This is a genomic window from Gillisia sp. Hel_I_86 (assembly GCF_007827275.1).
Classification (GTDB): Bacteria; Bacteroidota; Bacteroidia; order Flavobacteriales; family Flavobacteriaceae; genus Gillisia.
The window spans coordinates 3,467,088-3,488,837 of the sequence record NZ_VISE01000001.1; the positions used below are offsets into that span (position 1 = coordinate 3,467,088).

General features: G+C 36.7%; 21 protein-coding genes. 7 read left to right on the top strand and 14 right to left on the bottom strand.

What is annotated here, in order from left to right; genetic code table 11:
* Nucleotides 1–706: 706 nt before the first annotated feature.
* The 7 genes from JM83_RS15590 to JM83_RS15620 form a co-directional block, all read right to left on the bottom strand.
* Complete coding sequence (locus JM83_RS15590; RefSeq protein WP_144963040.1) at nt 707–1,120, bottom strand: type II toxin-antitoxin system VapC family toxin; 414 nt, start codon at nt 1,118–1,120, stop codon at nt 707–709.
* On the bottom strand, nt 1,117–1,365 hold the full coding sequence (locus JM83_RS15595) for a DUF6364 family protein (protein ID WP_144963041.1): 249 nt from the start codon (nt 1,363–1,365) through the stop codon (nt 1,117–1,119). Before JM83_RS15595 ends, JM83_RS15590 begins: the two co-directional genes overlap by 4 nt.
* 105 nt (nt 1,366–1,470) lie before the next feature.
* Nucleotides 1,471–2,610, bottom strand: a complete 1,140-nt coding sequence (locus JM83_RS15600; protein ID WP_144963042.1) for a tyrosine-type recombinase/integrase — start codon at nt 2,608–2,610, stop codon at nt 1,471–1,473.
* A 514-nt stretch (nt 2,611–3,124) separates the two neighbouring features.
* Nucleotides 3,125–5,317, bottom strand: a complete 2,193-nt coding sequence (locus JM83_RS15605; protein WP_144963043.1) for a B12-binding domain-containing radical SAM protein — start codon at nt 5,315–5,317, stop codon at nt 3,125–3,127.
* Nucleotides 5,318–5,351: 34 nt separating this feature from the next.
* On the bottom strand, nt 5,352–6,299 hold the full coding sequence (locus JM83_RS15610) for a tRNA dihydrouridine synthase (protein ID WP_144963044.1): 948 nt from the start codon (nt 6,297–6,299) through the stop codon (nt 5,352–5,354).
* 843 nt (nt 6,300–7,142) lie between these two features.
* Nucleotides 7,143–7,364, bottom strand: coding sequence for a hypothetical protein (locus tag JM83_RS15615; RefSeq protein ID WP_144963045.1), 222 nt, complete (start codon nt 7,362–7,364; stop codon nt 7,143–7,145).
* A 107-nt stretch (nt 7,365–7,471) separates the two neighbouring features.
* Nucleotides 7,472–8,140, bottom strand: coding sequence for a ZIP family metal transporter (locus JM83_RS15620; RefSeq protein WP_144963046.1), 669 nt, complete (start codon nt 8,138–8,140; stop codon nt 7,472–7,474).
* A gap of 145 nt (nt 8,141–8,285) precedes the next feature.
* On the opposite strand from JM83_RS15620, the gene JM83_RS15625 reads away from it, so the two are divergent.
* Complete coding sequence (locus JM83_RS15625; RefSeq protein ID WP_144963047.1) at nt 8,286–9,458, top strand: class I SAM-dependent RNA methyltransferase; 1,173 nt, start codon at nt 8,286–8,288, stop codon at nt 9,456–9,458.
* 543 nt (nt 9,459–10,001) lie between these two features.
* On the opposite strand, the gene JM83_RS15630 is transcribed toward JM83_RS15625, so the two are convergent.
* From JM83_RS15630 to rlmD, 3 genes are read right to left on the bottom strand one after another with little or no spacing between them, the layout of a single operon-like run.
* Nucleotides 10,002–10,709 carry a DUF6048 family protein gene (locus JM83_RS15630; protein WP_186435018.1) on the bottom strand — a complete coding sequence of 236 codons (708 nt, stop codon included), beginning with the start codon at nt 10,707–10,709 and terminating at the stop codon, nt 10,002–10,004.
* On the bottom strand, nt 10,675–11,220 hold the full coding sequence (locus JM83_RS15635) for a DUF6452 family protein (protein ID WP_144963048.1): 546 nt from the start codon (nt 11,218–11,220) through the stop codon (nt 10,675–10,677). Before JM83_RS15635 ends, JM83_RS15630 begins: the two co-directional genes overlap by 35 nt.
* Nucleotides 11,202–12,611: a 23S rRNA (uracil(1939)-C(5))-methyltransferase RlmD gene (rlmD, locus tag JM83_RS15640; RefSeq protein WP_144963049.1), complete on the bottom strand. Its 1,410-nt coding sequence runs from the start codon at nt 12,609–12,611 to the stop codon at nt 11,202–11,204. Before rlmD ends, JM83_RS15635 begins: the two co-directional genes overlap by 19 nt.
* Before the next feature lie 170 nt (nt 12,612–12,781).
* Here rlmD and rocD point away from each other — a divergent pair, with 170 nt between their 5' ends.
* The 3 genes from rocD to JM83_RS15655 all read left to right on the top strand — a co-directional run bounded on the left by rocD (nt 12,782) and on the right by JM83_RS15655 (nt 15,407).
* Entirely contained in the window at nt 12,782–14,062 is a 1,281-nt protein-coding gene (rocD, locus tag JM83_RS15645; protein ID WP_144963050.1) for an ornithine--oxo-acid transaminase, read from the top strand.
* Between the two features lie 101 nt (nt 14,063–14,163).
* Complete coding sequence (locus JM83_RS15650) at nt 14,164–14,817, top strand: TrmH family RNA methyltransferase (protein WP_144963051.1); 654 nt, start codon at nt 14,164–14,166, stop codon at nt 14,815–14,817.
* A 38-nt stretch (nt 14,818–14,855) separates the two neighbouring features.
* Nucleotides 14,856–15,407 (top strand): SRPBCC family protein, encoded by a 552-nt coding sequence (locus JM83_RS15655; protein WP_144963052.1) that lies wholly within the window; start codon nt 14,856–14,858, stop codon nt 15,405–15,407.
* Nucleotides 15,408–15,452: 45 nt separating this feature from the next.
* On the opposite strand, the gene JM83_RS15660 is transcribed toward JM83_RS15655, so the two are convergent.
* The 4 genes from JM83_RS15660 to rlmH form a co-directional block, all read right to left on the bottom strand.
* Entirely contained in the window at nt 15,453–16,211 is a 759-nt protein-coding gene (locus JM83_RS15660) for a carboxypeptidase-like regulatory domain-containing protein (protein WP_144963053.1), read from the bottom strand.
* A 68-nt stretch (nt 16,212–16,279) separates the two neighbouring features.
* Complete coding sequence (locus JM83_RS15665) at nt 16,280–18,166, bottom strand: DEAD/DEAH box helicase (protein ID WP_144963054.1); 1,887 nt, start codon at nt 18,164–18,166, stop codon at nt 16,280–16,282.
* A 76-nt stretch (nt 18,167–18,242) separates the two neighbouring features.
* Nucleotides 18,243–18,815, bottom strand: coding sequence for a non-canonical purine NTP diphosphatase (locus JM83_RS15670; protein ID WP_144963055.1), 573 nt, complete (start codon nt 18,813–18,815; stop codon nt 18,243–18,245).
* Nucleotides 18,816–18,825: 10 nt separating this feature from the next.
* Nucleotides 18,826–19,299 carry a 23S rRNA (pseudouridine(1915)-N(3))-methyltransferase RlmH gene (gene rlmH / locus JM83_RS15675; protein WP_144963056.1) on the bottom strand — a complete coding sequence of 158 codons (474 nt, stop codon included), beginning with the start codon at nt 19,297–19,299 and terminating at the stop codon, nt 18,826–18,828.
* A 41-nt stretch (nt 19,300–19,340) separates the two neighbouring features.
* Here rlmH and nadC point away from each other — a divergent pair, with 41 nt between their 5' ends.
* Genes nadC through JM83_RS15690 form a run of 3 tightly spaced genes read left to right on the top strand, consistent with a single transcriptional unit; the run spans nt 19,341 to nt 21,711 of the window.
* Nucleotides 19,341–20,198 (top strand): carboxylating nicotinate-nucleotide diphosphorylase, encoded by an 858-nt coding sequence (nadC, locus tag JM83_RS15680; RefSeq protein WP_144963057.1) that lies wholly within the window; start codon nt 19,341–19,343, stop codon nt 20,196–20,198.
* A 3-nt stretch (nt 20,199–20,201) separates the two neighbouring features.
* Nucleotides 20,202–21,131 carry a YihY/virulence factor BrkB family protein gene (locus tag JM83_RS15685; RefSeq protein ID WP_144963058.1) on the top strand — a complete coding sequence of 310 codons (930 nt, stop codon included), beginning with the start codon at nt 20,202–20,204 and terminating at the stop codon, nt 21,129–21,131.
* A 16-nt stretch (nt 21,132–21,147) separates the two neighbouring features.
* The gene (locus JM83_RS15690; protein ID WP_144963059.1) at nt 21,148–21,711 is read left to right on the top strand and encodes a chalcone isomerase family protein; all 564 of its coding nucleotides are present in this window, start codon (nt 21,148–21,150) and stop codon (nt 21,709–21,711) included.
* Nucleotides 21,712–21,750: the final 39 nt, after the last annotated feature.

Sequence of the window (21,750 nt, forward strand, 5' to 3'; positions counted from 1 at the left end):
TCGTGGTTTCCGTTCTGGGTTTTGTTCCGCTCTGATTTTCTTATTTTTACTAATAACATTCAAAAATGCCATTTTCAAATCAAATATTTGTCAATAATCTAAATTGAAAATCTCTCGATTTTTACATTTTTTTGCGCATGAGTAAAAAAATCATTATTTTGAAATTAAAGGCATTCAATTTTGCCATTTTTCATTCTTGAGTAAAAGTCAGAATAATAACTGAAAATGTTTGTTTTTACCTTTTTTTCACGCCCGAGTGAATATTATTTATTACTATTTTTTTCAAATCAAATTTCACTCATTTTCTAAAGAATCCGCGTTCTGATTTTAAGGATCTCAAATTTTTCCATTTTTCATTTTTTATATTTTTTTTAGTTTTGATCTTTTTTTGAATTTTTTGGTTCTTTTCCGCACCGCTGAATTTTATTCAATTAAATTATCTTGATTTTTTTTTAGTTGATGTTCAAAATCTACTTTTTCATAATTCAGTTGGATATTTTTCAGTTACCGGATTATTTATTTTATACGACTAAAATTCTACTTTGCAGAATGCTCCCATTGTGGGCAACGGTCTTGTATAACGCAAGTGGCGTGGAGTAGGGACGCAAACTTGTCGGTTTTGTTGTTTGTTAATTAGTATCTAAAATAACACTTTTCAGCAAAATACCCGCTATTTGCTGTTATACGATGTTAGCCACTGGCAAAATTATATCGTAGCTAAGTATTCTTTTGCTGTCAATATCGGTAATTTCGAATTTTTAAAATCTTTTTTATTTCGTGTAATTATAATATCAATTTCATTTTCAATCGCAGAATAGTATTGTAATCCATCCTCAAAATCTGGAAAACTTTCATCGCTTAATGCTAGTTCTGTAATCTTATCATCTAAATTCAATAACTCAACCAGAACCTTAAATTTTCTCAAAATTTCTCTCGCTTCTTTAGCTGACTTTAATTTTGTGAGAATATAATTGGTGTTTGCAAAAGTTAAAGATGAAATTGTCAGTTTTAGTTCTTTTTTATCTGCTAGAGAAAATAAATTAGCAGCATCATCATAAAAATCCTTTCTTTTGGAAAGTAGGTCAATTACAATGTTTGTATCAATCAATATTTTTCTCATTTATATTTTTCAATTAAATATTGAGTGTAATCATCTTTCACATCAAAATCATCATCAATTGAAATAACTCCGCTAAGACTTTCAACCAACGGTGTTATTTGATTTTCTTTTTTATGTTTTTTTTTAGTCAGAGAACTTAAATAGGATTCGATTAATTTTGATAAACTAATATTATTAGATTTAGCATAGTGTTTTGCAGTTTCTATAATATTATCATTTAAACTTAATGTCAATTTTTTATCCATCACATTTGTTTTACGTACAAATATATTAATAATTTACGTGAAATAAACGAATTTTTCTAAATTTTGCTTGTGGCTAACGTGTTATATCAAATCGAATATACACTTTTAATCGAATATATTTCGGGATAAACGTAGGTTTTCAGGGTTTTTATCGGAATCCTTTAATTGCTTTAATACAACATCCAACGGACTCTTGATCTTTAATAGATCATGCTGGCTTACATGGGTATAGATCATCGTGGTTTCTGGGCGGGAATGTCCCAACAGTGCCTGGATATGCCTTAGATCGATCCCGTTTTCCAGCATATGGGTCGCATAAGAATGCCGTAGCGTATGCGGGGTCACATGTTTCTTGATCTTGCTCCTACGGCAAGAATTCTTTAAAACCATGCGAACCGAAGATGGACTATATTCCATTCCACCTTGACCTTCAATAAATAATTTTTTGGGACGGTACGTGGTGAGATAATTATATAAAATAGGCACAAAAGACTCTGCCATGACCACATGTCTGTCCTTTCTTCCCTTCGCATTTCGAATATAAATTTGCCTTCTGTCCACATCGATGTCTTGCAAACGCAAGCTCAAGGCTTCTCCAATTCGTAAGCCAGAGGAATAAATAAGTATCAATAGGGCGCGGTGTTTTAAATTGCGTGTGGCCCTAAAAATGTCTATTACTTCCTCCTTAGAAAGCACTACCGGTAAATACTTGCTTTTATGGGGCCTATCGATTGCATCCACATTCAAAGCCTCTAGTTTATGTAATTTTTCAAAATGCTTCAAGGCACTAATACATTGCCTGTGCGTACTAATAGCATAACCGGGCTTTGCGATCTCTTTTTCAATAAACAGTTCCAGGTCCCGATGTTGGTAGGCGGAAATTGGTTTTTTCTGAAATTTCAACAACTTCAAAATAAAAGTGCAATATGTGGCAATGGTACTCTTGCTATAACGTTTTCCTTGCAAATACGAATTGAATTCCTTTAAAGATGCTTCCACTCTAGGATCAATTCTATAGGATTGTAAGGATGAATAATCTAAAGAACACTCAAATTTCTGAAGGTGCTCGTATATTTTTTCTTTGTTTTCCTGCGTAAATTCAACATAAAAACAAGAATGGGTCTTGGTCCATTTTACTTGGGGCAGTTCCTTGAGATATGACTTTAGCGCATCATTGTACTTAAAGGCGATGCCAATTCGCAAAACATTTCTATGCTGCAATGGGAAAAGTAGAACCTGCTCCATGATCTTTCATTTATAGAGTTAAAATACTATAAATAAGTTGTTTAAAACCGATTTTAGTGTTTTTAATTTCAAAGATCGCTTATTTTCATTCTGAATATGAAGGTCCAAAATTAGAAAAATTTTAAAGAGGACGTCATGCTGCTCCTATAACTATCGGAATTATTTCAGCATACCTAATTCTGAGATTCTTCAATTCGCTTCGCTACTTTCAGAATGACAAAAATCCTCATCCTGGGCTGAAGGTTTTCGGGATTGTTTAAGGATATGGGAAGTATAGGGAAGCCGAAACAAACCTCTCGAAGTCGAGACTCAGGCCAAGGAGATTTTATATTTAGATCAATAAATTTTATAAAGTCGGTTTTTCTCCATTTAGGTGTGTTTTTGGCAATTTTGTTAAATCCCAACACCAGATGTTTTTTTATCATAGGCCGCGGGGTGACGAATCCTTTTTGATTGATAAGTGGATAAGTCGAGCTGCGGATGAGGAAAATGGGAAGCTATTTTACAAGCAAGTTTACAACACCAACAAGCCATGGGCTTTTAAAACTTCGATAGGTTTAGAGAACCAAAACAATTCAAAATCATCAAATTGAGTTTCAAAACTTTGTTTTAAACTAGAAAAAGTTAGCTGCTTTTCATTGGTAGGCGTCAGTTGTGCCAATGTTTCTAGCAACCAATCTCCAATTTCTTTTTCAATGTTAAGCTGAAAGGTTTCTGTAGGGCTATGAAAGGTCATTACCAATTGATGCCTGGTAATTCCTCGTTTCGTTTTTACCTGTTCGGCAACCAAAGGCATTACCCCCAGCCAAATAATTTTAGCCGTAGGTTTTATGCTGAAATTCGGAACGATAGTTAAACAGTTTTCGATAAAATTTGAATCAATTTGGGTCTTCGGAATTTTAAAACCGAACCATTCTTGAAGCGAAAGCTCAAATCCGATTCCGTGCATGAAATTGAAAAGTGATTTCTTGAGTCCGATACTGAATTTTGAATGATCTATGCCTGTATGATCCCTAAAATCCACATCGTTGTTCGCAAAAGTGATGTTCTTATAATTTGGTGTAATTCCATATTCCGAAGGATTCAAGCCTACCGGACTATGCGCCGTTAAAGCGAACTGATGCCAAAACCCAGACTGAATAATCCCAAGTTCGAACAACTGCCTTACCATTTCCAAACTGTCCACCGTTTCTTGTGCCGTTTGGGAGGGGTAGCCGTACATTAAATAGGAATGTACCATGATGTTGGCTTCGGTCAAATTTCGGGTTACCTGTGCCACCTGCGCTACCGTTACTCCTTTATCTATCAATTTCAATAACCTATCGGAAGCAACTTCCAATCCGCCGGAAATTGCAATACATCCGGAAGCCTTTAGCAAGACACAAAGATCTTTCGTGAAATTCTTTTCAAACCGAATATTGGTCCACCAGGTAGCCGTGAGTTTCCGTTTTATTATTTCTAAAGCTAAGGCCTTCATTAAAGCAGGCGGGGCAGCTTCATCAACAAAATGAAACCCGTTTTCGCCAGTTTGAGCTATGAGCTCTTCCATTCTATCTACCAATAATTTGGCGGCAATGGGTTCATAAATTTTAACATAGTCCAGGGAAATATCGCAAAACGTACATTTTCCCCAATAGCAACCATGTGCCATCGTTAGTTTGTTCCAACGGCCATCGCTCCATAAGCTGTGCATTGGGTTGGCGATTTCTATTACCGAGACATAATCGTCCAATAATAGATCTGAATAATCTGGAGTGCCTAAATCACTTTGTTTATAATCTGCTCTTTCGGTATCATTTTTATAAATAACTTTTCCATCTTCCAGTAAAAGAGTTCTTTTAAAAAGAGGTTTTTCTGAGGTTGGATTACAAACAGCATTTTCCAATAATTCAATAGGTAATTCCCCATCGTCCAAAGTAATAAAATCGAAAAATTCAAAAACCCGTGTATCTGAAACCGATCGTAATTCGGTGTTCGGAAAACCGCCCCCCATTGCCATCTTAATAGTTGGATACTTCGCTTTCATAAATTGTGCACACCTAAAAGCACTGTACAAATTCCCAGGAAATGGCACCGAAAAACATACCAGTTTTGGCTGAATGGTTTTTATGTTTTTCTCAAGGATTTGTAAGGTTAGATCGTCTATAAAAGTTGGCTTTTGTTGAAGCTTCTCGTAAAGTTCATCGAAAGAATTGGCGCTTTGCCCAAGGCGTTCGGCATACCTGCTAAACCCAAAATTATCATCGATGCATTCAATAATAAAATCTGAAAGATCTTCGAGATATAAAGTGGCCAAATGCTTGGCTTTGTCCTGCATTCCCATAGAACCAAATGCCCAGTCCATATCGTCCAACTGATCGAACCTGGAAGCGCGAGGCAAAAAGTCATCAGTACAAATTTGTCTGGCCAAAGTTTGGTTCTTGCCTTGCAGAAAACGTACAACTTCATCCAAAGGTTGTAAATAGGCCTCTTTTAAAGCATAGATCCGTTCACAATTTTCAGATTGAATACTGTCATTTTCGAAAGCGATCTCAAATAACTCCCTAAAAGTTTTTTCTGAAAAAAGTTCCAGGATTACTTCTATTCCAAGATCCATCTGAAAAGCGGAAACATTTTTGGTGTTCAGGAACCCTTTTAAATATGCTGTAGCTGGGTAAGGCGTATTTAGTTGAGTAAAGGGTGGAGTAAGAAGTAAAAGGTCTTTCAAGATAACATATTAAATAGATGCCTACAAAGGTAGCTTATTGTTCGCTTTTTAATATTTCTGCAACAGCTTGTTTGTAAGCCCTTGGATTGTTCGCTTTTTTAATCTTTTTAAAGCTCTTCTGCGGATTAGAAAAAGACTGGGAAAAGTAGCTCCAAAAACCTTGCATTTTCATCTTGATAGGCGTAGGGCCGGACAATGCTGCATCATATTGCTCATAAATGGTATCATGAAATTCACTAAAAATCTTCCAACGGTCTTTTGGATATTCGGTAGTGTCATTTTTTATTATGCTTGGTAAAAAAGGATCGGCAATAAGTCCGCGACCAATCATAAAATGATCGATGCTTGGAAATCGCTCCTGCATATTTTTAAATGAACTTACCTTGGTGATATCACCATTATAGTATAATTTGTGCTTAGTGCTACCAATACAACGCTCAAAAGCATCCAGATCTACACCACCTTTATAAAGTTGTTTTCCTATACGCGCATGAATGGCTATATTCTTCAGCGGATATTTATCGAGGATAGGGAATGCCTCCAAGATCTCGTTGCTGTTTTCGTATCCCATTCGCATTTTCATGGAAACCAGGATATCGGTTTCAGTATGCGCCTTATCTAAAATATGGTCAATTTTTGCCGGATCACAAATCAATCCAGAACCCATACCGCGTTTGGTAACCATAGGATAAGGGCAACCTAGATTCCAGTTGAGTTCTTTATATCCCAGTTCTTGCACATATTTAGCTACAAATAAAAATTCTTCGGCATCGTTGGTAATCACTTGCGGAATTACTTCTAAGGTATTGTTGTGCTCTGGAAGAAGATCCCGTTGATAGGAATTTTTTACCACCATTTTCCCATCTAGGCGAATGTAAGGTGCGTAAAACGTGTCTATTCCGCCAAAATAATGGTGAAAAGCATTCCGAAAACGAAAGTCTGTAAATCCTTGTAAAGGGGAAGAAAGTAGGGTAAAACTCATAGGCTTAGTAGTGCCCGCAAAGATAGTTTAAAAAGTGGGCTTGTAGTATATAATTAAGCTGTGATATATTCTTTATATTCAATGAAAAATACTTCTAATTCTTTCAAATTGAAACTCAAGAATTCATATATTTATTGCCAATGATTTTTATTATGGATATTCACCGAATCTAATTGTACATAAAACATGAAGCTTCTTTGCTTACAGACGGCTGTCTCGATTAGTGCAAATTTCGGGAGTAAGGAATATCAAATATCGTAACGATTATTGTTATTGTTATTTGTCCGTAAAGTATCCTAAAGTAAAAAAGGACGTCATTCTGTCCCGACCGTTCGGGAGTTTCAGAATCTCATTTCCATGTAAATCAATCTAATATTGAGACCCTGAAATAAATTGCCATCGTCGTATTTTTATTTATGAATCCAAGACCCTGAAACCAGTTCAGGGTGACGATGGGGAATTGTCGTCATGCTGAACTTGTTTCAGCATCTCATAAGCTTCTATGAAAAATTCGTTAATTCCCTACGCTGGATAATTTTTTTTTATCATGGGTCTCAGGGTGACGAAAGAATTGTTAGGTCAAAAAATGGATGTACATTTATTTTTTATCGTCGAACCTATAAAATAAAGTTGTTTATTTTGTTACAACGCATCTTCTTAAGCCTTTTCCCTTTTGAGGTGCTGGAAATATTTCTGGTTGTTCTTTAATCCCTCATTGAGGGTTTAATTCCCCGAGACCTGCCCGTAATATTCAGGTGGGCTTGCCCCGAAATTCTTGATTAATATCAAAACTTCTATCTAATTTTTCTTTTGTGATAATAGAAGCAACCACGGTTCTCTTCATTATCTATGCTTTGCCATAAAGGATTCGTATTCAATAGTTTTTCCTTGGTCTATTTGTGAAGAAGCCTCTTTTATTTCCTTTTTTTGTGCTGAAGATAAATCATCCCAGAAATCAGTTGGTGTTTCATTTCTAAAAATCTGCTTAATAGATTTAATAATCTGAGGATTATCAGTATTTAATAACAATTTAGCCAATTCTATTTTTTCAGCTTGGATATTCATTTTAAGTCCTTTGTAACAAAAAAAATGATTATTCCATAAAATTAACCCGCATTTCGCCGCTATTTTTAAATATGGTATAGCCTATATTTTTGTTCCCTACTGAACATTTATAGTAAATAAGCTAATAGAATTCCCGCAACGATCACTCCCAATTTTGATGCATTAAAAGTGTGTGTTTTGGAAGCTTCAAAAATAATAGTGGTAGAAACATGTAGAAAGATCCCAATTACCACGGCGCTTATATACGTGGTATATTCATTAAGTATTTCAAAATTAGCCGACATCCAGCTTCCCAAAGGAGTCATGAATGCAAATAGAATTAAAAATAAAGCGACCTTAAACTTCCCGATATTCAATTGAAGTAAAAAAGCAGAGAGAATAGCAGCTACAGGGATCTTATGGATGGCTACCCCATACAGTAAATGTTCTGAGGTATTCAACGGAAAGCCTTCCAATAATGAATGAATTCCCAAACTGATTAATAGTAAAACTGGAAAATGAGCAGTATTCCCCTCATGATGAATATGGCCATGTTCTGCACCTTTGGACAAAAACTCCAGAACAATTTGAAGTAATAATCCCAGCATTATAAACACGCCTATTTGAGAATCACCAGAACTATATACTTCTGGGAGCAATTCAAAAACAGTAACAGATAATAGGTACGCTCCACTAAAAGAAAGCAGTAATTTGAATGTTAACGAGGAATTTGGTTTTAAAAATAAGGCTATAAAAAAACCAATTAGGACCGATAAGAGTGGCAGGATATAGATCATTTAATAAATTAGGTTCTCAAGATTTATTTTATAAGTCGGTTCATGTGTTTTCTTAATATTCCTTTTAAAATAGGTATGCTGCCCATGCTGTATTTGTCATATCGCACAAAAATAATGTATTTTTGCCGCTTAAGAAATGATGGGAATGGATAATAATTTTGAAATGGTTGCCAAAACACTTTTTGGCTTCGAACCTATATTGGCAAAGGAGTTGCGCAATCTTGGTGCCATGGATATTAAAGAGGGGGTACGAAACGTGCGATTTACGGGGGATAAAGGTTTTATGTACAAAGCCAATCTTTGTTTGCGTACCGCCATTAAGGTCTTAAAACCTTTTAAGTCTTTTAGGATTAATTCTGAAGAAGATCTTTACAATGAAATCAAGAAGATCGCTTGGGAAGATTTTATGGATGTAAAGGATACCTTGGCGATAGATGCAACCGTCCATTCTGAACAATTTACCCATTCCAAATATATCGCTCAAAAAACAAAGGATGCGGTAGTAGATAGATTTAGAGAGAAATTTGGTTCGAGACCAGACGTAGATCTGGATTTTCCAACTTTAAGAATCAATATCCATATAGAGCATAATTACTGTAACGTATCTTTAGATAGTTCGGGACAATCGCTACATAAACGTGGATATAAAACCGCAACGAACATCGCTCCAATAAATGAAGTCTTGGCAGCCGGGATGCTGCTATTATCCGGTTGGGATGGACAAAGTGATTTTATGGATCCTATGTGCGGAAGTGGTACTATTTTGATAGAAGCTGCGATGATTGCTTGTAATATTCCGCCAAATCTTAATAGAAAGGAATTTGCATTCGAAAAATGGAAAGATTGGGATGTAGATCTTTTTGAGAAGGTAGAAGAATCTGTACTTAAAAAAGTACGTGATTTTCATTTTACCATTATTGGTTACGATAAAGCCCCTTCTGCAGTTAGTAAGGCCATAGATAATGTTGAAAATGCAAATCTTGCAGAGTTCATTAAGGTGAAGCAACAAAATTTCTTTGAAAGCACAAAAGATAGCGAACGACATTTGCATATGGTTTTCAATCCGCCATACGGAGAGCGATTGGATATAGATATGCCTGTTTTTTATAAGGAAATAGGGGACACGCTAAAACAAAGTTACCCGGATACCGCAGCTTGGTTCCTCACCTCTAACCTAGAAGCGATCAAACATGTTGGATTGCGACCTTCCAGAAAGATCAAACTTTTTAACGGAGCCTTGGAATCTAAATTACTGAAATATGATATTTATGCGGGTACCAAAAAGTTACATAAAATAAGGGACCAGGAAGAGGAATAGTTCTTTTTATTGTCATCCCGACCTTAGGAGTAATCTCTGGTAGAGTGATTCTGTTTCATCGGGATTCTTCAATCCGTTCCACTCCTTTCAGAATGACAGGAATGTCATCCCGACGTTAGGAGGGATCTCTGGTAGAGTGATTCTGTTTCCTTGAGATTCTTCAATTCACTGCTTTCCTTCAGAATGACACTCAACTTTTTTTGTCATTCCGACGAAGGAGGAATCTCTTCTAAAACCAATTGCTGTTCCATCGGGATTCTTCAATCCGTTCCACTTCTTTCAGAATGACAGTCAATATTGTCATTTCGAGCGTAGGAAATTGACGTGTTTTTTATATAAGCTGATGGGATGCTGAAACAAGTTCAGCATGACGACAATTCCGCATCGTCACCCTGAACTGGTTTCAGGGTCTTGGATTCACAAATAAATAAAAACACGTCAATGGTAGCGGAGTCGAGAAATCTTTTATATTACGAAGAAGGATGTTAGATCCTGAAATAAATTCAGGATGACATATAATGAGATCTAAATTCAAATCAAATACTATTTCTTCGCCTTCTTGTAAAGCGGGATAAGATAGGAGATGTTATAGCTGTAACCCACCCCAAACTCACTAAAATCATTGGTGGTTCCAAATCCCGGGATATATAGATTGTCTATATTGGAAGGAGTAGTTTCAGAAATTTGTCTTTTAAGTTGCACATTGGCGCCTAAATATAAATTCTGGAATAGTTCGACTTTAACACCTACAATAAGCTCTGCCCAACTCGCAGTAAGCCCTTTGGTCTCTTCGGGATCAGTTATAATGTCAGTTCCAAAATAAGGGGTTTGAGTAGAAATAGCATAACTCTCCAAAGTCTGTGAAAAAGTAGAAAATCCATATCGAAGCCCTATAAAAATGGCATTTTCCATACCCGCCCAGTTTTCATAAGCATTGTAATCTGCACCCAACTTTATATAACTTCCCTTGGAGCTCACACTTAGATTTTCTTCGAAAATATCTTGTTGTTCATTTCCAATTTCGGCCGCCAGATAATAATCTTTGTAAATCCTGTAATCCCCCAATAATTCAAGTCCGCTGTAGTCGTCCTCTAACATGGTTCGCAAAGGTTTACTGAGGTCTATGCCTACACGTAGCCCATAGCGCTCTTTATAATTAACGGTATCTGTAGCAGTTTGCGCATTGGAACTTTCTATTCCCAAAAGCCAAAAAATGCTAATGAAAAATAGAAATATGTGTTGTTGTTTCATCTTCTACAGTGGGTTGTTCTATTTTAATTCTTTTTATCCATTTATTGGTTGTTGGAGTTTCGTCTTGCACAGTAGCTGTTAGATTTATATAGGTCACCCTAAAACTACAGGCCCTATTGATATATTCCTGATTTCGCGTATAGGTAAAATCAATAATATCAATATTTTCTTCTGAAGTGTCATCATCATCACGAGCATTCAATATAAATTCGTAAGAAGTTGCATCTACATCGGTCCTTAGAGGAATACTTATTTCTGAAGTAGTTACCCGATTAATATAGTTTACAGTATCTCCTTCAGCCCTAACACTTAAATTGGTAACCGGTTTAGCTATTGTATCCCCTTCGGTATTAGCATCAAAATCTAAAAAAGAGATTTTTAAGAGTGGGGTGATCAAGGTAGATTCCGAACAAATATCATCCCGCTGACAGCCAAGATTCAGAATTAACAGCAAAATCATTCCAAGGATCAACCTACTGCTATTTTGAAATTTTATCTTTTTTCCAAACATACTACATTTTCTACATGAAAGGTTTGTGGGAACATATCTACTGGTCTTACCCGGGTTACTTTATAATGTTCGTCTAAAAGTGCCAAATCCCGTGCCTGTGTAGCCGAATTACAACTAACGTACACAATTCGTTGAGGCAAGATACCAATTATTTGAGCAACCACATCCTTGTGCATTCCATCCCTGGGCGGATCTGTAATTATGACATCTGGATGCCCGTGTTCATTGATAAAATCTTGGGTGAACACCTTTCTCATGTCCCCTGTATAAAACTCGGTATTCTCTATATTATTTCGTTTGGCATTCTCTTTTGCATCTTCAATGGCAACCGGAACAGTTTCTATACCAACTACCTTCTTCGCTTTTTTAGCTACAAACTGTGCGATGGTTCCCGTTCCTGTATAAAGATCGTACACCAACTCATTTCCTGTAAGCCCTGCGAAGTCCCTCGTTACTTTATATAATTCGTAAGCTTGAGCAGAATTGGTCTGGTAGAAAGATTTGGCGTTTATCTTGAACTTAAGGCCTTCCATTTCTTCAAAAATATGGTCTTCTCCTATATAACAAATCACTTCCTGGTCATAAATGGTATCGTTTCCTTTTCCATTGATCACATATTGAAGCGAAGTGATCTCCGGAAATTTTTCAGCTAAACTATCCAATAATAAAGTTCGCTTTTCTTTGTCTTCAGCAAATAATTGAAGCACAACCATAATTTCTCCGGTAGATGAAGTACGAATCATAAGAGTTCGTAACAACCCATACTGATTTCTGGTATTGAAAAATGGGATATCATTTGCAATGGCGAATTCCTTTACATGATTTCTTATGGCATTGCTGGGATCTTCCTGTAAATGGCACTTTTTAATATCCAAGATCTTGTCCCACATTCCGGGAATATGAAATCCTAGGGCATTTTTATCTTTAAAATCCTGGTCGCTATTAATCTCATCCAGCGTTAACCATCTACTATCACTAAAAGAGAATTCCATTTTATTTCTATAAAAATAAATTTCCCTACTCCCCAAAATAGGTTCTATTTCTGGCAGCTCTATTTTACCTAAGCGCTGTAAATTATTGGTAATTTCCTGTTGCTTGTAGAATAGCTGGTGCTCATAGCCCATATGCTGCCATTTACAACCTCCACAGGTTCCAAAATGTTGACAAACTGGTTCTACGCGTTTTTCTGAAAGTTTATGAAACTTGGTGGCAGTACCTTCGTAAAAGGACTTTTTCTTTTTGGTAGTTCTAATATCTGCAACATCTCCCGGAACAGCATTATTTATAAACACCACTTTTCCATCTGGAGCTTTTGCAATGCTTTTTCCTTTGGCACCGGCATCCAAAATTTCCAACTCTTCGAATACCAGATTTCTTTTCTTTCTTCCCATAGCGCAAAAATAGGATAATTGTAAAGATTTTATAGTGCTCCCATTATAAATTTCAGTTTACATTTAGTAATTTGCGCATGTTGAATTTTTGGATGATTTCTCTCCATTTTCAGCACGTATAGACTACAGGAAAGAAGGAATTGTTAGAATAAATTTTTAAATTATTGAACATGCAATTAGAAAAAGTAACAGCTTCCGACCAGGCGATTGAAATGGAAGATAAATATGGAGCTCATAATTACCATCCATTACCCGTAGTGCTGAGTAAAGGAAAAGGAGTTCATGTTTGGGATGTAGAAGGCAAAAAATATTACGATTTTCTTTCGGCATATTCGGCAGTAAACCAAGGGCATTGTCATCCAAATATCGTAAAAGCGATGCACGAGCAAGCATCTACCTTATCTCTTACTTCAAGGGCATTTTATAACGATATCCTGGGGCCTTACGAGAAATATATTACGGAATATTTCAAATTCGATAAAGTACTTCCCATGAATACGGGAGCCGAGGCGGTGGAAACTGCTATAAAGATCGCAAGAAAATGGGCTTACGAGAAGAAAGGCGTAGCAGAGCATCAAGCACAGATAATTGTTTGCGAAAACAATTTCCACGGAAGGACTACTACCGTAATTTCTTTCTCCAACGATGAGAATGCACGCAAGAATTTTGGTCCTTATACTCCGGGATTTATTAAGATCCCATATAATGACATCGAAGCATTGAAAAGTGCTTTAGAAAACAACGATAATATCGCAGGGTTTTTAGTTGAGCCAATTCAAGGGGAAGCAGGGGTTTTTACTCCGGCAGATGATTACATGAAGCAAGCGAAGGAATTGTGTAAAAAGCACAATGCACTTTTTATCGCTGATGAGATCCAGACTGGGATTGCAAGAACGGGTGGTTTATTAGCCGTTTGTGGTAATTGCGACTGTCAAGCTCATTGTGAGAGACAAGAAACCTATGTTAGGCCTGATATGCTGATCTTAGGAAAAGCACTTTCTGGTGGTAATTACCCGGTTTCTGCGGTATTAGCTGATGATGAGGTAATGAATGTGATAAAACCAGGGCAACATGGTTCTACTTTTGGTGGAAATCCAGTTGCAGGAGCCGTGGCTATTGCTGCATTGGATGTTGTAAAAGATGAAAAACTCATTCAAAATGCCAGAAAACTTGGCGACCTTTTCAGAAGTGAAATGAACAAGTATATCCAGCAAAGTGATCTTGTAAGCCTTGTAAGAGGAAGAGGGTTGCTAAATGCAATTGTAATTAACGATTCCGAAGAAAGTTCTACTGCTTGGGATATTTGCATGGCTCTTAGGGACAATGGTCTTTTAGCCAAGCCCACCCACGGAAACATCATTCGTTTTGCGCCACCATTGGTGATGACAGAAGCGGAATTGTTGGATTGTGTGAATATTATTGTTAAGACTTTGAAGCAGTTTGAGAAATAAAATTAGCATACTTTTTTAAATATATCGGCCGATCTGAGATTCATTTTTAGATCGGTCTTTTTTTATATCTTCGAACAAAAATATACGAAATAGTTAGTTGAATGGCCAGTAAAGAATTTTTGGCATTTTTAGAAGAGTTGCTTACCCCAGGGCGAAAAGCCTTGTTCAACAAGGTGATTGACCAGCGAACCAATCATTTTACAGTGGTTACAGAAGATGTATATCAATTGCACAATACAAGTGCGGTGATTAGAAGTTGCGATGTGTTCGGAATACAAAATGTACATGTGATCGAGGAATTGAAGGTTAAGAAAATCGATCGTGAGATTGCCATGGGTGCCCAAAAATGGGTGACACTCAATAGGCATGAGGATAGTTTAAAATGCATGAATAAACTAAGAGAGGACGGCTACCAGATTATTGCTACATCTCCTAATGCAGAGGCTATTGAACTTTCAGATTTTGATATTACAAAACCCTCCGCGCTTTTTTTGGGAACCGAAAAAGACGGACTTTCGCAAGGGGTTCTCAGCAATGCAGATCAATGTATAAAAATCCCAATGGTTGGATTTACAGAGAGTTTAAACATCTCGGTTTCGGCTGCAATTATCTTACAGGAACTTACATCGAGATTAAGAAAAAGCAAAATTTCTTGGGAATTGAGTGATTATGACAAAAATGAAGTTAAATTTGAATGGCTAAGAAAAAGTTTTAAAAACTTTGATTATTTGGTTAGACGATTTGAGAATAATTAATGCTTTTTTTATTTTGTGACTAATAACAAGAGATTTACATGACCCTAATTTTTTATATTATAATTGGCTTTATTACTTTTATTGCTTTTTTGCATGCATGGGCAAGAAAGGAATTTGATATTAGCAGAACAGTTGTCATTAATCGTTCTAAAGAGGATGTATATAACTTGGTGAGACAATTAAAAAAGGAATCTCATTGGATGCCATGGTTCAAAAAAAATTATAAAGGAATTTTGAAGTTTAATGGGGAGGATGGAAAGCAAGGAGCGCTCCTATACTGGAGAAGTAAGAACAGGTTATTTGAAGGCACCCAAAAAATTGTAAAGCTCAATCAAGGGAGGATCATGGAAACCAGGGTACTTGTGATAAGGCCGGCAAAAATGATACTTCTTGAATATAAAGGCCTTAAAGAGTTGGATGAAAATAAAACCAAAATGGTTTGGGGTATTCGGGGAGGCCTTAATTTCCCTTTTTCTGTAATAGCCCTTTTTCAACCAGCAGATAAAATGTATGGAGAAGATCTGGAGTTGGGCCTTAAAAACCTTAAGACCATGCTGGAATATAAGAATAAAAAAACCGAAGTCGATTAAGTATCGACCTCCGTTGGATTTTTATTGTGGTATTGCTTTTTCTTATTATCGCTTCAATACTTTGTACTCTTCATAACACCCACTTATCGCGTCCAAGATTTGAAGATCATTGGCCGAATTCATAAAATCTTTGGAGTAATTGCATCGCGCCAGGATTTCTTCGATTTCTACAGCACTAATCTGTAACACTGCAGCCAAAGTTTGTCTATCGAATTTTGTTTGAAGTAGCTTTCGTATTTCATCGTCTTCCTTCATTTGCCGAAGCTTTTTCATCTGCCGGGGCTTGTTTCCGAAGAGGTTGTAAAGCGCATCTGCAGGATTAAAAATAGCGCCCAGAGCCTTGGCTGCTGCGCCGGGAGAATAACTTCCTCCTTCGTATCCTGAGTTTAACCCGGAAATGCTATACCTACTGTTCTCATAAATAGGGATATTTTTAACATCTATTTCCAGATAGCCAGTAAGCGTGATAGGACTAACAATAACTTCTTCCAAAGCAATTCCCAGTTCGGTCATTTTTACTTTTACGCTTCCGTATTTCAACCAGTCATTGGTTACTCGAACCTGAATGGTCCTAAAACCTAAATAGGAAAAGTATAAGGTGTCATTTACGGTTGCCAGGAGCTCAAAATCACCTTCTTCAGAAGTGGTAGTACCTTTGACCTGGTTAAGGTTCACGATATTTACATTTTCTAAAGGAACATCATTGGAGGCATTCAAAACCTTACCCGTAACAATATCTTGCGCGTTTACAACAGCGCTGAGGGCGAAAAATGCAATAAAAAGTAATAAGGTAAATTTTCTCATGAAAGTAGCATACAATGGGAGGAATGTACAGTAAAAAGCATACCAAACTCCTCCCAAGGTTTATTTATTTATGATTTATTGGATTTTCTACGATTTACTGAGCTGATAATGTTCTTTTTTCTGCTTCCACCTCTTCCCGAGGATTGACCAGTACTTCCAGAATCTGAAGATCTTCTTCTGCTAGACCCTTCAGAAGATTTACTATCGTTTCTAGTGAAAGAAGGCTTATCAGATCTTCTTCTCCCACCAGATTCAGAGGAGCTATCGCTTCTTCTAGATTTAAAGTCTCCACTGCTTTTACCGCGACTTCTATTGCGATCACCGCCACCTGAAGATCTTCTTCGGCCACCGCGACCAGTGTCTTGTGAAACCTCCACATTTACACTTCTTCCTTGATGTTGTACATTTTCGAAAGTAGCGATCACCTTTTCTGCCATTTCAGAACTGGTATTGAAGAAAGAAAAACTCTCTTTAACATCTACTCTAGACACATCATCCCTTCCAAGGTCCAAGGTTTCTTTAATATAATCTTTTAGGGACATCCAATCAAAATCATCTTTGGTTCCAACATTAATGAAATAACGTGTGCTATCCCCATTAGAACCCGAATCCCTATCCCTGGAATTTGAAACTTTAGAATTAAGATCTGCTGCGTTCTTGTAATGATTGAAGAATCTGGTAAATTCTACAGAAAATACCTTTTTAATGATCTCTTCCTTGGTTAAACCTTCCAAAACCGTCTCTATACTTGGTAGATAAGGGTCTATGTCATGATTGATCTCTGTGTTCTTAATATCATTTGCCAAGTGAAAAAGTTGAACTTCACAAATTTTCATTCCATCTGGAATTTCTTTTTGTTCGAAGTTTTTCTTTATAATGCGCTCTATGCTCTTGATCTTTCTAAGTTCACTTTTGGAAACAATTACCATTGAGATACCAGTTTTCCCGGCTCTACCAGTTCTACCACTTCTATGGGTATAGATTTCTGGTTCATCTGGCAATTGGTAGTTGATCACGTGGGTAATATCATCTACATCAATTCCACGAGCGGCAACATCTGTTGCAACCAACATTTGGATCTGGCGGTTTCTAAAACTCTTCATTACCATATCACGTTGGTTCTGACTAAGATCCCCGTGTATTGCAGCAGCATTATAACCATCTTCAACTAAATTCTCGGCAACTTTTTGAGTATCCCTCTTTGTTCTACAAAAGATCACAGAGAAAATTTCTGGATTAGCATCTGCTAACCTCCTTAAAGCGGCATATCTGTCGCGGGTATTCACCAAATAGTACTCATGGGAAACATTGGAAGTACTTTCATTTTTGTTTCCAACTGTAATTTCTACAGGAGAACGCATGAATTTTTTAGCAATGGTAGATACTTCTCTAGGCATGGTAGCAGAGAACAACCATGTGCTTTTTTCATTTGGAGTATGAGATAAGATATTTGTAATATCTTCAAAGAATCCCATATTCAACATTTCATCTGCTTCATCCAAGATGCAGTACTCAATTTTAGAAATATCAACCAACTTACGTTTGATCATATCTTGCATTCTTCCCGGGGTAGCAACGATTATTTGTGCTCCACGACGAATTTGCTGGGCTTGATCTGTAATGCTTGCTCCACCATAAATAGCAACTGTATTTAATCCTGGTGTAAACTTTCCGTAATTTTTAAGCTCATTTGTGATTTGTAAACACAATTCCCTGGTTGGGGAAAGAATCAATCCTTGTGTATGCTTACTTTGTGCGTTGATCTTGTGGATGAGTGGAAAACCAAAAGCGGCGGTTTTTCCTGTACCTGTTTGGGCAAGTGCAACCATATCGGTGTCTTCTTGCAATAAAATTGGAATCGCTTTTTCCTGTACCTCACTCGGCTCTGTAAAGCCCATTTCCTCAACAGCTTTAAGTATGGCAGGATTTAATCCTAATTGTTCAAATTTATTCATATAAAATTTTAATAAGTTGCAAAGGTACGATTTCCTTTACAGCTTACACCAAAATTCTTAAATGAATATCTCCCAACTATTTAGCTAAGTATTCTATGAGATTTCGAAGTGCTTTTCCGCGATGACTATGCTTGGATTTTTCTTCCATTTCCATTTCTCCAAAGGATTTTTCAGAATTATTTGGCTGAAAAACAGCATCGTAACCAAAACCGTGTTCCCCTTTTCGCTCTTTTAATATGGTTCCTTCACATACACCTGTAAACAATAATTCGTGGCCCTCCAGGTTCAATGCGATCACGGTTTTAAACCGAGCCTCCCGATTTTCCCTATTTTCAAGATTGGCAAGCAGCTTATCTATATTTGCCTCATTGTCCTTATGCGTTCCCGCATACCTTGCCGAATGCACTCCCGGTTCTCCATTAAGCGCTTTTACTTCCAATCCTGTGTCATCTGCAAAACAATCCATGTGGTAATGTTCTTTCACAAAATTTGCTTTTAAAATAGCGTTTCCATCTATGGTATCTGCCGTTTCGGGAATTTCTTCAAAACACCCTATATCATCTAAGGAAAGCAGCGTAATATCCTTTGGGAACAATGCCTGTACTTCCTGTAGCTTGTTTTTGTTGTGGGTAGCGAATACAAGTTTCATATAATAGTAGTTATTTGTGGTGGTAGGGCTCGTTCTTTAAAATAGTAAAGGCCCTGTATAATTGTTCCGTAAAAAAAAGCCGCACCATTTGGTGCGAAAATGTCATTTTCGATAAGGATAGCCTACTGTCGGCTCTTTTATAAACTTCTTCAGAAAATCCATATGGCCCCCCAATTACAAAAACCACTTGTTTTAATCCGCTGTTGAATCGCTTCTGAATAAATTCGGAAAAATCGACAGAACTCAGTTGTTTTCCATTTTCATCTAAGAGCACCACAAAATCTGAAGCAGGTATTTTATTCAGAAGCAGTTCTCCCTCTTTAAGTTTCTGTTGATTTTCATCTAGATTTTTAGCTTTTTTGAGATCCGGGACCAGTTCAATTTCAAATTTGTTATAAAACTGAAGCCGTTTCACATAAACATCCGTTAAATTTTGAAGGGTTTTATCATCTGTTTTACCTATACCAAGTAATTTTATGGTCATTTTACTAATACTTTGCTACATTTACAAAAATAACCATTGCGATGATTTCACAGGCACAATTTCAAAAGGAAATTGAATTAATTATTTCCAATGCGGTAAGAGAAGATGTTGGGGAAGGCGACCACAGTTCTTTGGCGTGTATTCCAAAAGAAGCAAAAGGTAAAGCCAAACTACTCGTAAAGGATAACGGTATAATTGCCGGAGTGGAGTTTGCAAAGCAGGTTTTTAAGTATATAGACCCAGATCTAAAAGTGGACACTTTAATTGAAGATGGGCAAAGGGTTCAAAAAAGGGACATTGTCTTTTATGTAGAAGGTCCTTCTCAATCTATTTTGAAAGCAGAGCGTTTGGTCTTGAACGCGATGCAGCGTATGAGTGCTATTGCCACCAAAACGAACGAATTTGTAAAGAAGCTGGAAGGCACAAAAACTCAAATCTTGGATACTAGAAAGACGACTCCGGGGATCAGGGCTCTAGAGAAATGGGCGGTTAAAATTGGGGGAGGTGAAAACCATAGATTTGCCCTTTACGATATGATCATGTTAAAGGACAATCATATAGACTTTGCAGGAGGAATCACGCAAGCTATAGATAAAACCAAGGCATATCTTAAAAATAATGATCTCGATCTTAAAATTATTGTGGAAGCAAGGGATTTAGCAGAAATTCAAGAAATATTAAAAAGTGATGGAATCTATAGGATTCTTATAGATAACTTTAATTACGAGGAGACAAAAAAGGCTGTACAGGCAATCAATACAAAATGCCTTACAGAATCCAGTGGTGGAATTACCTTGGAGACTGTGAGGAAATATGCTGAATGTGGAGTGGATTATGTTTCTAGTGGCGCATTAACTCATTCTGTATACAATATGGACCTCAGTTTAAAAGCGGTATAATGCATGCAAGCTAAAAAACCTTCCAAATCATTATTAGTTAGAATATCTGAGGCTTGGGAGTATAGAACTAAACAGATCGTTCTTCCTGGACTGGATGGCTTAACGTTTCATGATCTCTGGGTAATCTATACTGGGGGAATAATCCATGGTACATTTTCTACAAGGGCAAGTGCTATTGCCTTTAGTTTTTTTATGGCGCTGTTCCCTTTCCTGTTATTTATTTTAAACCTAATTCCATACATCCAATTCATAGACGATTTTCAATTGCAGTTTTTGGTGTTCATGGATTCGCTTTTGCCCCCAACAACTTCAGAATTCTTTGATGAAGTGTTCTACGATATTGCGAGCACTCCCAGGGGAGGATTGCTATCGGTTACCTTCATACTTTCGGTATTCTTAATGACCAACGGGGTGAATTCTATTTTTACAGGTTTTGAATTTTCCTTTCACACCAATACAAATCGGTCCATAGTACGGCAATATTTAGTTGCTCTGGGGGTTTCCATCGTTATGGCATTGTTGTTGTTAATTACAGTAATATTAGCGGTTTATCTTACCTATGCTGTAGATGATATCAGTCAGTTAGGGATTTTTGGGGATAAGAGGTTGTCCCCAAAATTAGTGAAATACACCGCATTTATATTATTGATCTATGTAGGGGTAGCAACCCTTTATTATTCGGGTACGAGAGAAGGTAGACAGGCAAGGTTTTTTTCGATAGGATCATTGTTCACCACAGTTTTAATCTTGCTGAACACCTACTTATTTGGTTTATATATCGAGAATTTTAGTAGATATAACGAATTATATGGATCCATAGGAGCACTTTTAGTACTTATGATCTATATATGGTTGAATTCCAATATATTGTTGCTCGGATTTGAATTGAATGCCTCATTACTTAAAATGAAAAAGAAATCTAAATTAAATTAACTAAACTCAAATTAAAATGAAAAATGTTTTATTGTTATTGTTTGCAATGGTAACTATTGCTTCTGCACCTGCTCAAACTAAGGCTGCCGGTGTTGTTTTACCAAATACTGTTACTTTTGAAGGTGAAAAATTAGCACTGAATGGAGTAGGAGTACGAGAAAAATTTTGGATGGATATGTATGCTGGCGCGTTGTATTTAGATAAAAAGAATGCAGATGCCAATGTGATTGTAAATGGAAATCAGCCAATGGCCATTAAATTGCACATTGTTTCTAAATTGATTACCAGTGATAAAATGATCGACGCCGTGAATGAAGGTTTTGAAAAGGCCACAGACGGTAAAACCTCTGGGATATCCTCGGAAATAGCCCAATTCAAAAGTTATTTTTCAGAAGAGATCCAAAAGAACGATATCTTCGATATGGTATACCTTCCAAAAGAAGGTGTAAAAGTATATAAAAACAATAAGTTGCAAGGAACCATTCCAGGAATGGAGTTTAAGAGAGCATTATTTGGAATATGGTTGTCTAAAAAACCAGCAGATAAAGACCTTAAGAAAGCAATGTTGGGTAAAAGCTAATTGAATCTACTTAAAACTAATTGTTGCACTCCAACTATG

Coding starts and splice junctions, on each gene's coding strand:
- JM83_RS15615 (WP_144963045.1), bottom strand. CDS start 7,364: ATGAATATCCAAGCTGAAAAAATAGAATTGGCTAAATTGTTATTAAAT.
- JM83_RS15595 (WP_144963041.1), bottom strand. CDS start 1,365: ATGGATAAAAAATTGACATTAAGTTTAAATGATAATATTATAGAAACT.
- rlmH (WP_144963056.1), bottom strand. CDS start 19,299: ATGACCATAAAATTACTTGGTATAGGTAAAACAGATGATAAAACCCTT.
- JM83_RS15600 (WP_144963042.1), bottom strand. CDS start 2,610: ATGGAGCAGGTTCTACTTTTCCCATTGCAGCATAGAAATGTTTTGCGA.
- JM83_RS15665 (WP_144963054.1), bottom strand. CDS start 18,166: ATGAATAAATTTGAACAATTAGGATTAAATCCTGCCATACTTAAAGCT.
- JM83_RS15590 (WP_144963040.1), bottom strand. CDS start 1,120: ATGAGAAAAATATTGATTGATACAAACATTGTAATTGACCTACTTTCC.
- rlmD (WP_144963049.1), bottom strand. CDS start 12,611: ATGGGAAGAAAGAAAAGAAATCTGGTATTCGAAGAGTTGGAAATTTTG.
- JM83_RS15625 (WP_144963047.1), top strand. CDS start 8,286: ATGGATAATAATTTTGAAATGGTTGCCAAAACACTTTTTGGCTTCGAA.
- nadC (WP_144963057.1), top strand. CDS start 19,341: ATGATTTCACAGGCACAATTTCAAAAGGAAATTGAATTAATTATTTCC.
- JM83_RS15630 (WP_186435018.1), bottom strand. CDS start 10,709: ATGAAACAACAACACATATTTCTATTTTTCATTAGCATTTTTTGGCTT.
- JM83_RS15620 (WP_144963046.1), bottom strand. CDS start 8,140: ATGATCTATATCCTGCCACTCTTATCGGTCCTAATTGGTTTTTTTATA.
- JM83_RS15650 (WP_144963051.1), top strand. CDS start 14,164: ATGGCCAGTAAAGAATTTTTGGCATTTTTAGAAGAGTTGCTTACCCCA.
- rocD (WP_144963050.1), top strand. CDS start 12,782: ATGCAATTAGAAAAAGTAACAGCTTCCGACCAGGCGATTGAAATGGAA.
- JM83_RS15690 (WP_144963059.1), top strand. CDS start 21,148: ATGAAAAATGTTTTATTGTTATTGTTTGCAATGGTAACTATTGCTTCT.
- JM83_RS15670 (WP_144963055.1), bottom strand. CDS start 18,815: ATGAAACTTGTATTCGCTACCCACAACAAAAACAAGCTACAGGAAGTA.
- JM83_RS15610 (WP_144963044.1), bottom strand. CDS start 6,299: ATGAGTTTTACCCTACTTTCTTCCCCTTTACAAGGATTTACAGACTTT.
- JM83_RS15660 (WP_144963053.1), bottom strand. CDS start 16,211: ATGAGAAAATTTACCTTATTACTTTTTATTGCATTTTTCGCCCTCAGC.
- JM83_RS15635 (WP_144963048.1), bottom strand. CDS start 11,220: ATGTTTGGAAAAAAGATAAAATTTCAAAATAGCAGTAGGTTGATCCTT.
- JM83_RS15655 (WP_144963052.1), top strand. CDS start 14,856: ATGACCCTAATTTTTTATATTATAATTGGCTTTATTACTTTTATTGCT.
- JM83_RS15685 (WP_144963058.1), top strand. CDS start 20,202: ATGCAAGCTAAAAAACCTTCCAAATCATTATTAGTTAGAATATCTGAG.